This is a genomic window from Streptomyces sp. NBC_00988, assembly GCF_045162645.1.
In the GTDB taxonomy this organism is placed as follows: domain Bacteria; phylum Actinomycetota; class Actinomycetes; order Streptomycetales; family Streptomycetaceae; genus Streptomyces.
In genome coordinates this window covers 11,378,123-11,390,739 of sequence record NZ_CP108730.1, presented here as the reverse complement: position 1 = coordinate 11,390,739, position 12,617 = coordinate 11,378,123, and the positions used below count along the sequence as shown (strand labels likewise).

11 protein-coding genes are annotated in these 12,617 nt (G+C 70.8%); 3 read left to right on the top strand and 8 right to left on the bottom strand.

Features of this window, described 5'->3' with window-relative positions; translation table 11 throughout:
* Positions 1-21 precede the first annotated feature (21 nt).
* A complete protein-coding gene (locus OG496_RS51300) occupies positions 22-885 on the top strand; it encodes a mycofactocin-coupled SDR family oxidoreductase (protein WP_405975900.1) in 864 nt (287 codons plus the stop codon).
* A 9-nt stretch (positions 886-894) separates the two neighbouring features.
* Here OG496_RS51300 and OG496_RS51295 read toward each other — a convergent pair whose 3' ends face one another.
* The 5 genes from OG496_RS51295 to OG496_RS51275 form a co-directional block, all read right to left on the bottom strand.
* Entirely contained in the window at positions 895-1,872 is a 978-nt protein-coding gene (locus OG496_RS51295; RefSeq protein ID WP_405975899.1) for an NADPH:quinone oxidoreductase family protein, read from the bottom strand.
* On the bottom strand, positions 1,869-3,059 hold the full coding sequence (locus OG496_RS51290) for an acyl-CoA dehydrogenase family protein (protein ID WP_405975898.1): 1,191 nt from the start codon (positions 3,057-3,059) through the stop codon (positions 1,869-1,871). Before OG496_RS51290 ends, OG496_RS51295 begins: the two co-directional genes overlap by 4 nt.
* Positions 3,056-3,823, bottom strand: coding sequence for an SDR family NAD(P)-dependent oxidoreductase (locus OG496_RS51285; protein WP_405975897.1), 768 nt, complete (start codon positions 3,821-3,823; stop codon positions 3,056-3,058). The genes OG496_RS51290 and OG496_RS51285 overlap by 4 nt, the downstream gene beginning before the upstream one ends.
* Positions 3,824-3,873: 50 nt before the next feature.
* Positions 3,874-5,022 (bottom strand): acyl-CoA dehydrogenase family protein, encoded by a 1,149-nt coding sequence (locus OG496_RS51280; RefSeq protein WP_405975896.1) that lies wholly within the window; start codon positions 5,020-5,022, stop codon positions 3,874-3,876.
* Positions 5,023-5,167: 145 nt separating this feature from the next.
* The gene (locus OG496_RS51275) at positions 5,168-6,640 is read right to left on the bottom strand and encodes a FadR/GntR family transcriptional regulator (protein ID WP_405975895.1); all 1,473 of its coding nucleotides are present in this window, start codon (positions 6,638-6,640) and stop codon (positions 5,168-5,170) included.
* Between the two features lie 191 nt (positions 6,641-6,831).
* Between OG496_RS51275 and OG496_RS51270 the strand changes: the two genes are divergently transcribed.
* Both OG496_RS51270 and OG496_RS51265 read left to right on the top strand, forming a co-directional pair.
* Entirely contained in the window at positions 6,832-8,031 is a 1,200-nt protein-coding gene (locus OG496_RS51270; protein WP_405975894.1) for an acyl-CoA dehydrogenase family protein, read from the top strand.
* 160 nt (positions 8,032-8,191) lie between these two features.
* Complete coding sequence (locus tag OG496_RS51265) at positions 8,192-9,433, top strand: cytochrome P450 (protein WP_405975893.1); 1,242 nt, start codon at positions 8,192-8,194, stop codon at positions 9,431-9,433.
* Positions 9,434-9,452: 19 nt separating this feature from the next.
* Here the strand turns inward: OG496_RS51265 and OG496_RS51260 are convergent, their stop codons facing one another.
* Genes OG496_RS51260 through OG496_RS51250 form a run of 3 tightly spaced genes read right to left on the bottom strand, consistent with a single transcriptional unit; the run spans position 9,453 to position 12,602 of the window.
* Positions 9,453-10,598 carry an acetyl-CoA C-acyltransferase gene (locus OG496_RS51260; protein WP_366496454.1) on the bottom strand — a complete coding sequence of 382 codons (1,146 nt, stop codon included), beginning with the start codon at positions 10,596-10,598 and terminating at the stop codon, positions 9,453-9,455.
* A gap of 38 nt (positions 10,599-10,636) precedes the next feature.
* Positions 10,637-11,785, bottom strand: coding sequence for a CaiB/BaiF CoA transferase family protein (locus OG496_RS51255; protein ID WP_405975892.1), 1,149 nt, complete (start codon positions 11,783-11,785; stop codon positions 10,637-10,639).
* Positions 11,786-11,837: 52 nt separating this feature from the next.
* Entirely contained in the window at positions 11,838-12,602 is a 765-nt protein-coding gene (locus OG496_RS51250; RefSeq protein WP_405975891.1) for a crotonase/enoyl-CoA hydratase family protein, read from the bottom strand.
* Between the last annotated feature and the right edge of the window lie 15 nt (positions 12,603-12,617).

The window sequence follows — 12,617 nt, the reverse complement described above, 5'->3', positions numbered from 1 at the left end:
TCCGGCGGAAGGAGACCCACGATGGGCCGAGTACAGGACAAGGTCGTCTTCATCACCGGGGCCGCACGCGGACAGGGCCGCGCCCACGCGCTCCGGCTCGCCGCGGAAGGCGCCGACATCATCGCCGTCGACCTGTGCGAGGACATCGCCACCAACGCGTATCCGCTGGCCACTGGGGACGACCTGGACGAAACCGTGCGCCAGGTCGAGAAGCTCGGCCGGCGCATCGTGGCGCGTAAGGCGGACGTGCGCGATCCGGCGGCGCTGAAGGCGGCCGTGGCCGACGGGGTGGCCGAGTTGGGGCGGCTCGACGCCGTGGTCGCGCAGGCCGGTATCGCCCCGCTCGGTCCCCAGCAGGGCGTCCAGGCCTTCATCGACGCCGTGACCGTCGACTTCAACGGTGTCGTGCATACCGTAGAAGCCGCCCTGCCGCATCTGCCGGACGGCGCCTCGATCGTGGCGACCGGATCGATCGCGGCCCTGACCCCGGCGACCGTCGACAGTCCGTCCAACGGCCCCGGCGGCCTGGGCTACTCGTTCGCGAAGCGCCAAGTGGCCGCGTTCGTCCACGACTTGGCGACGGTGCTGCTGTCCCGGAAGATCCGGGTCAACGCGGTGCACCCCACCAACGTCAACACGGACATGCTCAACAGCGACATCATGTACCGCTCGTTCCGGCCCGACCTCGACAACCCGACCCGCGAGGACGCCCTGGTGTCGTTCCCCGCGACGACCGGCATGGACATTCCCTATGTCGAGCCGGAGGACGTCGCCGACACCGTGCTCTTCCTGGTCTCCGACGAGTCCCGCTATGTCACCGGCATGCAGATGCGGGTGGACGCCGGCGGCTACGTCCGCAAGCGCCCTCAACTCCCCACGTTCTGACTGCTTTTACTACGAGGTGAGATCCAGGACCACCTTGCCGGTGGTCCTGCGCTCGGCGACGTCGGTCAGGGCGGTAGCAACCTCGGCGAGCGGATGGACGCGGGAGACGAGCGGGCGCATCCCGTCCCGGACCATCCCGGCGAGGGCACGGTCGGCGGCGGCCACCGCGTCCGGGGCGTACTGGCGGACCGTACGGATCTCGAAGCCCCGGACGACCAGGTCCTTGAGCAGCACCAGGTTCAGCGGGATGCGCGGGATCTTCCCGTCGGCGTACCCGACCGTGACGAACCGGCCGCCCCGCCGCAGCGCGCGCAGGGCGGCCTCCGCGTGGTCGCCGCCGACCGGGTCGATCACGAGGTGGACGCCCTCGCCGCCGGTCAACTCCCTTGTGCGGAGCTTGAGATCCTCGTGGACGTAGTCGACGCCGGCCTCGGCCCCGAGCTTGCGGGCGACCGTCAGCCGCTCCTGGCTCGACGCGGCGGCGACCACCCGCAGACCGAGCCGCGTCGCGATGTCGACCGCGGCCGAACCGACCCCGCCCGCCGCACCGAGCACCGCCACCCACTCCCCCGCGCTGCCCTGTCCGACGGTGACGAGGGAGTGGTAGGCGGTGGCGTACGTGACGTGGAACGCGGCCGCGTGCACCATGTCGAGGCCCTCGGGAACCTGGCGCAGACCCGCGACGGGCACCACGACCTGTTCGGCGAAGGCGCCTGTGAGCACCGCCCCGGCGACGGGTGAGCCGACCGGCGGGCCCGACACGCCAGGCCCCAACTCGGCGACCACACCGGCGAATTCACTGCCCGGCGTGAAGGGCAGTGGCGCGGGCACCTGGTAGCGGTCCGCCACGATCAGCACGTCCGGGAAGTTCACCGCGGCCGCGTGCACCCGGACCAGTACCTCGCCCGGGCCGGGCCGGAGGTCGTCGAGTTCGACGACCGAGAGGCCGCCGGGCGGCCCGTACTCCGTGCAGCGTGCGGCTCTCATCGCGCCCTTTCCATGGTCGTCGGCATCGCCGGGTCACGGGGCAGGCCCAGCACCTGCTCGGCGATCGTGTTGCGCTGGATCTCGGCGGTGCCCGCGCCGATCGACGAGGCCCGGGTGCGCAGGAACCCCCATACCCAGCGCCCGCGTTGGACGGCGTGCGGGTCACGTCGGCCGAGGATTCCGTACGGTCCCAGGAGGTCGACCGCGAACTCGTGCAGCTCCTGCTCGAAGGTCACGATGAACAGGCGTGACGTCGAAGAGGCGGGCCCTGGTTCGCCCTTGGCCATGATGTCGGCGATGGTCCGCATGCCGGTGAGCCGCATGACACGCACCCGGATCTCGAAGTCCGCGAGCCGGTCGCGGACGATCGGGTCGGCCGTCGCGCCGCGCTCGTGGGCGAGTTCGATCAACTCGTCCAACACCCGCCGGTACAGGGCGGCTTGGTTCATCGCCCCGGCCGCCCGCTCGTGCCCCAAGCTCGTCCGGACCAGCGGCCAGCCGCCGTTCTCCTCGCCGATGCGGTGGGCGACCGGTACGCGGACGTCGTCGAAGAAGATCTCGCAGAAGTGCGCGTCGCCGGTCAGGTCACGCAGCGGCCGTACGGTCACCCCGGGGGCGTGGGCGTCGATCAGCAGGTAACTGATGCCGTCCTGGCGGGAGTCGGGCGGTCCGGTGCGGACGAGGGTGAAGACGATGTCGGCGATGTCGGCCGAACTGTTCCACACCTTCTGCCCGTTGACGACGTACTCCGCGCCTTCGCGCCGTGCCGTCGTGCGCAGCGCGGGGAGGTCCGATCCCGCCTCCGGTTCGGAGTAGCCCTGGGCCCACACCATGTCGCCGCGCAGCATGGGGCGCAGGTGGCGCTCCTTCTGCTCGGGCGTGCCGTACTTGATGAGGGTGGGGGCGGCGATGCCCAGTCCGGTGCCCAGGGGGCCGGGGACGCGAGCGCGCGCGTACTCCTCCTGGTAGATGACCTGGCGGGCGAAGGACAGGTCCATGCCGCCGTACGCGCGCGGCCAACTCGGGCCGGCGTAACCGGCGTCGTACAGCGCGGCCAGCCATTTCTTCTGCCAGGCGACCCGCTCGGCGGGGTCCTTGGGGCGGCGGCCGGGGTGCTGCTCCGTCAGGAAGGCACGCAGACGGGCGCGGAACCGCTCGTCGGTCTCGTCGGATTCGTCCACCGTCATCGCGGGGCCATGCGGATGGCGCCGTCGAGGCGGACGGTCTGGCCGTTGAGGTAGGGGTTCTCCAGCATCTCCACGGCGAGGCGGGCGAAGTCGTCCGGGTCGCCGAGTCGTTTGGGGTGCGGTACGGAGGCGGCGAGGCCGTCGCGGATGTCGGCGCGGAGGCGGCCGAGCATCGGGGTGTCCATGATGCCGGGGGCGATGGTGTTCACCCGGATCTGCCAGCTGGCCAGGTCGCGGGCGGCGACGAGGGTGATGCCGTGGACTCCTGCCTTGGCGGCGGTGTAGGAGGTCTGCCCGATCTGGCCGTCGAACGCGGCGACCGACGCGGTGAGCACTACGGCTCCGCGGTCGCCGTCGACGACCTCGTTGCCGGCGAGGCGGGCGGCGGCGAGGCGCAGCACGTTGTAGGTGCCGATCAGGTTGACGCGGATGACCTCGGCGAAGGTGTCGAGTTCGCCGGGCTTGCGGTCGCGGTCGATGATCCTGGTGCGGTCTCCGCCGCGTCCGGCGCAGTGCACGACGGCACGCAGGGTGCCGAGTTGCTCGGCGGCGTCGAGGGCGGCGGTGACCTCGGTCGCGTCGGTGACGTCGGTGCGCACGAAGCGTGCGGCCTCGCCGAGGTCGGCGACCGCTTTGACGCCCTGTTCCTCGGAGATGTCGGCGAGGACGACACGTCCCCCGCGTTCGATGATGCGCCGCGCGGTGGCCAGGCCGAGCCCGGAGGCGCCGCCGGTGACGAGTGCCGCTGAACCGTCGATGTTCACACCCAACTCCTCGTGGACTACGGGGTTTTGAAGGCGAGTTCTGCCAGGTCTCAAAGGCCCAGGGACTTGCTGATGATGAGTTTCATGACCTCGCTGGTGCCGCCGTAGATGCGGGTCGCGCGGGCGTCGGCGTACAGGCGGGCGATCGGGGATTCGAGGATGTAGCCGTAGCCGCCGTGCAGTTGGAGACAGCGGTCGACGACGCGCCCCTGTGTCTCGGTGCAGAACAGCTTGGTCCGTGCCGCGTCCACGGGGTCCAGTTCGCCCGCGACGAGCGCGGTGACCGCCGCGTCGAGCAAGGCTTGCGCAGCTGTCAACTCGGCGTCCAGGGCGGCGAGTTCGAACTTCGTGTTCTGGAACTGGGCCAGCGGTTTACCGAACACGTTCCGGTCACGGACGTAGGCGACGGTCAGGTCGATCGCGGTACGGGCCTGGGCGACCGCGCCGACCGCGATGGCCAGGCGTTCCTGGGCGAGGTTGCGGCCCAGGAGGGTGAAGGCGGCGCCCTCCTCGCCGAGGAGGTTGGCGGCGGGCACGCGGACGTCGTCGAAGGCGAGTTCCACGGTGTCCTGGACGGCCAGGCCGATCTTCTCCAGCTTCCGCCCGACGGTGAAGCCGGGCATCCCCTTCTCCACTACGAGGAGGGAGAGACCGGCGCGCCGGTTGCCGGGGTCGACCGCGGTGCGGGCGACCACGATCACCAGGTCGGCGTGGTGGCCGCCGGTGATGAAGGTCTTGGCGCCGTTGAGCAGGAAGTGGTCGCCGTCACGGACCGCCCGGGTGGTGACGCCGGCGAGGTCGGAGCCGGTGGCGGGCTCGCTCATCGCGATCGCGGTGTACAGCTCGCCGGAGGCCAACCCCGGGAGCCAGCGCGCCCGTTGCTCGGCATCGGCCAGGCCCGTGAAGTACGGGACGACGATGTCGAGATGGGTGCGCAGGCCGCCGAGGGTGACGCAGGCGCGGGCGCACTCCTCCTGGATCACCGCGTTGTAGCGGTAGTCGTCCTGGCCGCCCCCGCCGTACTCCTCCGGGATGGCCGTGCCGATGATGCCGAGCTTGCCCAGTGCGGTGAACAGGTCACGGGGGACGAGTCCGGCTCGCCGCCAGTCCTCGTACGACGGGACCACCTCGCGGGCGAGGAAGTCACGGACCAGCAGACGGAAGTCCTCGTGGGTCTCTTCGAACAGGGTCCGGCGCATCGGATCTCCTTCGGCTCGACCTATTCAGTATACCTAATTAGCCTCGCCCGACACAGCCTGGTGCAACCTGGCGCAGCAGAACGCCCCATGAGCCCGGAGGCGGCATGGGGCGTCGGCGGTCGCTCAGCGGAGAAGTGTCAGGGAATCAGTGCCACCAGGGGATGAGCGCGTCCAGGTGACGGCGCATCCGGTGCCGGGCCACCCCGGCGTCGCCCTCGACGATGGCGTCGAGGATCCGCTGGTGGACGTGCTGCACTTCGCCCGCCGCCGTGTCGCCGGGCAGCGGCCGGTCGTGGCCGGAGGCGTGGCGGCGGAACAGCTCGGTGATGATCGACAGGAACAGCGCGAGCACCGGGTTGTCGGAGAGCGCGGCCAGTTCGGTGTGGAAGAGGTCGGCCTTGCGCGGGTCGTCGGCGGGGCCCTCCGTGCTCCAGCGCACTGCCTTGCCCAGCCGTTCGGTCACCTCTTTGTCGCCCTCCGCGACTCTGGCGGTGACCCGGGCGACGATGCCGAGTTCGATGGCGTTGCGGACGATCCGCAGGTCGTCGGCCGTGACGCCCTGGTACTCCAGGAACAGCGCCATGGTGTCGATGCTGGCCTGCGGCTCGGGTTCGGTGACGATCAGCCCGCCGCCGGGACCGCGGCGCATCCGGGCGACCGAGTGGTACTCCAACAGCCGTACGGCTTCCCGTAGTACGGCCCGGCTGATCGAGTAGCGGGCGAGCAGATCGGCCTCCGAGCCGAGCACCATGCCGGTCTGCCAGCCGCGCGCGGCGATGTCGTCGTGGATCCTGGCCGCGACCACTTCGGCGAGCTTGGCCCGCGGGCCCTCGACCAGTTCGGGCTCGACCACGTTGCCCGCGATCCGCTGCCCGCGTCGCACCCGGTGCTTCTCGATCCAGCCGGCCACCGACTCCAGATGCGCGGTCAACTCGGTCTGGGCGCGGGCCCCGTCGTCGGCGATCACCGCATCGACGACGGCTTTGTGCGCGCGGTGCGAGGTGTCCTTCGCCGCGTGCATCTCGGACTTGGAGATACGGCGGGAGGTGTGCGCGTAACGGGCGGTGAGCCGGGTGAGCACGTCGACGAACAGGTGCAGCACCGGGTTCCCGGACAGCCGGCCGAGCACGGGGTGCAGCGGGTCCTGGGAGTGGACGCCGGGTTCGTCCCAGTGGTCGAGTTCGGCGTCGAGTGTGGTCCGGAGGGTGTCGATTCCCTCTTCGGTGATGCGGTCGGCGGCCAGTCCGGCGGCGATCGGCTCCAGCAGGAGGCGGGCCTGGAGGAGGTCCGTGACGCTAGTGCCGACGTATTCGAGGTAGATCACCATGGCGCGGGTGGCCGGTCCGGCGTCCGGTGCGCAGACGATCAGGCCACCGTTCGGGCCGCGCCGCATCCGGGCCACCTGGTGGTGCTCGACGAGCCGTACCGCCTCGCGCAGCACCGCCCGGCTCACCCCGAGCCGCTCCCGCAGATCCACCTCGGACCCCAAGGACTCGCCCACCGGCCAGCCCTGGCGGATCACGGTCGCCTCGATACGGCGGGCGGTCTGTGCGGCCAGCTTGCCGACCGGGACACCGGTCTCGCCGTCGGCGGGCTCGCGGTCGACGGCAGTCGCCATGGCCAACTCCTCTGGGGCGGATATTGCGGATCCCCAGTCTATTCGTCACCTGGACCGGAGACGCGCGGTTCGGACAGCTGGAACCAAGATGAGGCCACTTTTTCGACCGTACGCCCCTAGCAACCGGGTGAACGACACGGTTAGAGTAACCTCATTTCGCGGCACGGCATGAGAACAGGGAGCCGACAGCGATGCGCCTGGAGTCCACGCCCGAGCTCGAAGCGTTCCGGAGGAAGGTGCGCGCCTTCGTCGCGGAGCACGCTCCGGGCACCAAGACCCGCGCCGGGGTGCGCGCACCGGAGCCGGAACTGATGCCGGCGATCCGGGAGTGGACCGCCAAGCTGTTCGAGGCGGGCTTCCTCGGGATCGGCTGGCCGGCCGAGTACGGCGGCCGGCCCGACGCGCACCCCCTGGAGCCGTCGGTCGTGGCCGAGGAGATCGCCCGGGCCCGCACCTGGCAGCCGATCGGCGCCGCCTCGCTGGCCTCGGCCGCGCTGCTGGAGTTCGGCACCGACGACCAGCGGGCGCGTTTCCTGCCTCGTATCCGCTCCTGCCAGGACGTGTGGTGCCAGCTGTTCAGCGAGCCCGAGGCGGGCAGCGACCTGGCGGCGCTCCGGACGCGAGCGGTCCTGGAGGGCGAGGGCGACGACGCGGTGTTCGTCGTGGACGGCCAGAAGGTGTGGACGACCAACGGCCAGTACGCCGACATGGGTTACCTGCTCGCGCGCACCGATCGCGAGGCTCCGAAGCACAAGGGCATCACGGCGTTCGCCCTCGACCTGCGCAGCCCGGGCGTCGACATCCGGCCGTTGCGGGAGATCACCGGGACGACCGACTTCAACGAGGTCTTCCTGGACGGGGTCCGCATCCCGGCCGCGAACGTGATCGGCCGCGTGCACGACGGCTGGCGGGTGGCCATGAGCAGCCTCGGCCACGAGCGTTCCGGCGTGGCCGCACGCGGAGTCGAACTGGTCGCCGTGCTCGACGACTTGATGCGCCTCGCCGCTCGCACGACGGTGGACGGCGGGCCCGCGCTCGACGACTCCGCGACCCGGCAGGCGATCGGCGAACTGGCCACGCGGGTGCAGGTGAACGCCGCGGTGATCGGCCTCGCCCAGTCACGGATGCTGCACGGCACGGAACAGCCCGCCGACGCCCTCCTCGGCAAGATCTTCTTCAGCGAGCTCAACCACGACCTGGTCGACTTCGGCCTGAGCCTGCAGGGCACGGACGGGCTGCTCGTCGAGGGCGACGAGGACGCCGTGGCGGACGGCTGGTGGCAGGACGCGCATCTGTACTCGCGGGCGTACACGATCGCCGGCGGGGCGAACGAGGTACTGCGCACGCAGGTCGCCGAGCGGGGGCTCGGGATGCCACGAGAGCCGCGCTGACCAGCCCACATCTCCAAATAGACCATCCGGTCAATACATGCCCCTCACATTTCCGTACCGGCCATCGGAAGGTTTTCTGAAGGCCTCCGACAGATTGATTGTACCGATCGGTCGACGTATGGTTCCGACAGGTGTGGGCCGACGAGAGGACGACAGAACCATGACCGAGAGCGTGGCCGGAACCGACGTCTCCGAGGAACTGCCGGAGTACCCGTCGCCCCGATCGGGCGAGTGCCCGTTCGCGCCGCCGCCGGGTCTGCTCAAGCTGCACGACACGGGCAAGGCCCTGGTCCGGGCGAAGACGTGGGACGGTACGACCCCGTGGGTCGTCACGACGCACGCGGCCCAGCGACAGTTGCTGACCGATCCTCGACTCAGCGCGAATATCGGCGCGCCCGGATATCCGCACACGACCGAGGCGATGAAGGCGCACGCGGCGCATATCCAGCCGTCGATCAACAACACCGACGGTGCCGAGCACACGCGCTGGCGCCGGATGCTCACGAGTTCGTTCACCCGGCACCGGATGGAGAAGATCCGCCCGGAGATCCAGCGGATCACCGACGGTCTCATCGACAAGATGCTGGCGGGTCCGAACCCGACCGAGCTGAACGAGGCGCTGTCGCTCCCGCTGCCGTCGCTGATGATCTGCGCGCTTCTCGGCGTGCCGTACGAGGACCACGACTACTTCCAGGAGCACGCGGGTGTGACCAACGCGCGCTTCAAGACGCCGGAGCGGGCGGCGGAGAGCACGGCGGCCGTGCGCCGCTACATCGCCGGGCTCATCGAGGCCAAGATGGACAACCCCGGCGAGGACGTCCTCTCCGACCTCGGCGCACGCATCAAGGCGGGCGAGCTGTCCATGGAGGAGGCCGCGCCGCTGGGGCACATCCTGCTGGTCGCCGGGCACGACACCAGCGCCAACATGATCACGCTGGGCACCGCGCTGCTCCTGGAGAACCCGGACCAACTCGCGGGCCTGCGCGAGCACTCGGACGATCCGAAGTACGTGACGAGCACGGTAGAGGAACTGCTGCGCTACCTCACCATCCCGCACCTGCTGGCACGCCGGGCCGTGCTGGACGACATCGAGATCGACGGCGAGACCATCCGCGCGGGCGAAGGCGTCATCGCGTCACTGCCCGCCGCCAACTGGGACCCGCAGGCGTTCCCCGACCCCGAGAAGCTCGACCTCACCCGCACCGCGTCCCACCACCACGCCTTCGGCTGGGGCCCGCACCAGTGCGTGGGACAGCAGCTGGCCCGTATCGAACTCCACGTCGTCTTCAGCACGTTGTTCCGCCGGATCCCGACGCTCCGACTCGCCGTGGACGTCTCGGAGTTGAAGTTCAAGGAGGACTCCCAGGCCTACGGCATCTACGAGTTGCCGGTGGCCTGGTGATCCCTCCGGCCGACGCTCGTCACGGAAGCAGTTCGATGATCGTGGCGTTGGCGGTGCCGCCGCCCTCGCACATCGTCTGAAGGCCGTAGCGCAGGTTCCGTTGGCGCATCCGGGCGAGCAGTCGGGTCATCAGGATGGCCCCGGAGCCGCCGAGCGGATGGCCGACCGCGATCGCCCCGCCCAGCGGGTTGAGCCGCTCGGGGTCGGCTCCGGTCTCGGCCAGCCACGCCAACGGCACGGGGGCGAACGCCTCGTTGACCTCGAAGGCGCCGATGTCCTCGATGGAGAGACCGGACCGGCGCAGCACCTTCTCGGTCGCGGGGATCGGGCCGGTCAGCATCATGATCGGGTCCGCGCCGCTCACCGCGCCCGAGTGGTAGCGGGCGATCGGCTTGAGGCCCAACTCCCTTGCCCGTTCGGGAGTTGTGATGAGCAACGCGGCGGCGCCGTCGGAGATCTGGGAGGCGTTCCCGGCATGGATCACGCCGTCGTCCTTGAACGACGGCTTGAGCTTGGCGAGGGTCTCGACCGAAGTGCCGCGCCGCAGGCCCTCGTCGACGGTGAACTTGGTGCCGTCGACCTCGATGGGCACGATGTGGTCGTCGAAGATGCCCGAGTCGATCGCCGCGGCGGCCTTGGCGTGCGATGCGGACGCGAACTCGTCAAGCCGGGTGCGGCTGAGGCCCCACCGTTCGGAGATCAGCTCGGCACCGACGCCCTGGCTGAACTGGAACCCGTCGTAGCGCGCCAGAACGGCGGGTCCGTACGGCTGACCGGTGGTCCGGTGCGAGCCGAGCGGGACCCTGGTCATGGTCTCCACTCCGCCGGCGACCACGAGGTCGTACTGCCCGGCCATGACGGCGTGCGCGGCGGAGTCGACGGCCTGTTGGCTGGACCCGCAGGCCCGGTTGATGGTCACGCCGGGCACCTGCTCGGGCCAGCCCGCCGCGAGGGCGGCGAACCGGGCGATGTTGCTCGACTGGTCGCCGATCTGGGTCACGCATCCCCACATCACGTCGTCCACGGTGCCGGGGTCCACGCCGGTGCGTTCCACCAGCGCGGTGAGCACGTGTGCCGACAGGTCCGCCGCGTGCACGGCGGCGAGGGAGCCGTTGCGCTTGCCGATGGGCGTGCGGACGGCGTCGACGATGACGGCCTCGGGCATGGAAGGGTCCTCTCGATCGCTGAGGGAATCAGAAAGATTCAGTAGGGGAACTGGACGGCGGCGCCGCTGTCGACGAGTTCGTCGACGCCGGCGATCTCCCAGTCCCGGAACACCGCGCGGGTGTCGGCGCCCACGGGTGGTGCGGCCGGGCCGGGGCTCGACGGTGTCGCCGAGAAACGGGGTGCCGCGGCGGGCTGGACGACGCCTGCCCGCGTGAACAGGCTTTCGCGCGCGGCCAGTTGGGGGTGTGCTGCGGCCTCGGTGAGCCCGAGGACGGGTGCGACGCAGGCGTCGGTGCCCTCGAACAGGGCCGCCCATTCGTCGCGGGTGCGCTCCGCGAAGCGTTCCGCCAGGCGGCGGCGCAGCTCCGGCCAGGTCGAGCGGTCGTGCTGGAGGCCGGGATCGACGTCGAGCTTCAGCAGGTCGATCAGGCACCGGTAGAACTTGGCCTCCAGGGCGCCGACCGCCACATGCCGGCCGTCCTTGGTCCCGTAGACAGCGTAGAACGGCCAGCCGCCGTCGAGTTGGTTGACGCCCCGCTCGTCGGTCCACACCCCGCGGCCGAGTTTGCCGAAGGTGCTCGCGAGGAGATGCGCGGTGCCGTCGACGATGGCCGCGTCGACGACCTGGCCGACTCCCGTGCGCCCTACGGCGTGCAGGGCGGCCAGCACACCGATCACGAGGTAGCAGCCGCCGCCCCCGAAGTCGCCGACGAGGTTGAGCGGTATCTGCGGGGGTCCGCCGGTGTCTCCGATCGCGCCGAGTGCGCCGGTGAGGGCGATGTAGGTGAGGTCGTGTCCGGCGGCCGCGGCGAGGGGTCCGGTCTGGCCCCAGCCGGTCATCCGGCCGTAGACCAGCCGGGGGTTGCGGGCGAGGCACTCGTGCGGTCCGATGCCCAGGCGTTCGGTGACGCCCGGGCGGAAGCCCTCGATCAACACATCGGCGCGCGCGGCGAGTTGGAGCAGGGTGGCGGGTCCGGCCGGGTGTTTCAGGTCGAGTACGACCGAACGCTTCCCACGGTTGAGTACGTCCGCGGGGCCGCCCGCGTCGGGTTCGTGCGCCCGCTCGGGCCGGTCCACCCGGACGACCTCCGCGCCGAGATCGGCGAGCAGCATGCCCGCGAACGGGCCCGGTCCGATGCCGCCCAACTCGACCACTCGGCAGCCGGACAGCGGTCCTGCGGTCACAACACCCTCCCTGACAGCTTCAGTTGAGGAGACTTGTTCGGCTGCGACGCTGTCAGCGTCCCTTCCAGACCGGCGGCCGTTTCTCGGCGAATGCCGCGGCCCCTTCCCGCGCGTCCTCGGACGAGAACACCGGCGAGGCGATCTCGGCCTGCCGGATCCAGCCCTCCTCCAGCGTCCACTCGGTGGCGGACCGCGCGATCTGCTTGGTCGCGGCGACGGCGAGGGGGCCGTTCGCCGCGATGGTCGTGGCGAGTTCCAGCGCGCCGGCGAGCGCGCCGCCCTCGTCGGTGAGCCGGTTGACCAGTCCGACCTCGGCCGCGCGTTCGGCGGTGATGGGCTCGCCGGTCAGCAGCAGCTCCAACGCGATCGCGTAGGGGATGCGGCGCGGCAGGTGCAGTGCCGCGCCCGCCCGGGCGACCAGGGACCGCGTCACCTCCGGTACCCCGACCCGCGCCGTGCGGGACGCGACGACGAGATCGCAGGCGAGCAGCAGCTCGAAGCCGCCGGCCAGTGCCCAGCCCTCGACCGCGGCGACCAGTGGCTTGCGGGGCGGGGTGACGGTGATCCCGCACAGCCCGCGGCCCTCGATCGCGGGACTCTCCCCGCGCAGCCACGCCTTGAGGTCCATCCCCGCCGAGAACGTGCCCCCTGCTCCCGTGAGCACACCGACCCGCAGCTCGTCCGTCTCGTCCAGCTCGTCCACCGCGGCGGCGACTCCGGCGGCCACGCCGGCGTCGAGCGCGTTCTTCTTCGCGGGACGGTTGATCGTGATGACCTGGACCGCACCACGGCGCTCCACCAGCACCTCGTCCGACATCCTGCCTCCTGATGC

Coding starts and splice junctions, on each gene's coding strand:
- OG496_RS51300 (WP_405975900.1), top strand. CDS start 22: ATGGGCCGAGTACAGGACAAGGTCGTCTTCATCACCGGGGCCGCACGC.
- OG496_RS51280 (WP_405975896.1), bottom strand. CDS start 5,022: ATGCGCCGGACCCTGTTCGAAGAGACCCACGAGGACTTCCGTCTGCTG.
- OG496_RS51295 (WP_405975899.1), bottom strand. CDS start 1,872: ATGAGAGCCGCACGCTGCACGGAGTACGGGCCGCCCGGCGGCCTCTCG.
- OG496_RS51260 (WP_366496454.1), bottom strand. CDS start 10,598: ATGCCCGAGGCCGTCATCGTCGACGCCGTCCGCACGCCCATCGGCAAG.
- OG496_RS51270 (WP_405975894.1), top strand. CDS start 6,832: ATGCGCCTGGAGTCCACGCCCGAGCTCGAAGCGTTCCGGAGGAAGGTG.
- OG496_RS51250 (WP_405975891.1), bottom strand. CDS start 12,602: ATGTCGGACGAGGTGCTGGTGGAGCGCCGTGGTGCGGTCCAGGTCATC.
- OG496_RS51265 (WP_405975893.1), top strand. CDS start 8,192: ATGACCGAGAGCGTGGCCGGAACCGACGTCTCCGAGGAACTGCCGGAG.
- OG496_RS51275 (WP_405975895.1), bottom strand. CDS start 6,640: ATGGCGACTGCCGTCGACCGCGAGCCCGCCGACGGCGAGACCGGTGTC.
- OG496_RS51290 (WP_405975898.1), bottom strand. CDS start 3,059: ATGACGGTGGACGAATCCGACGAGACCGACGAGCGGTTCCGCGCCCGT.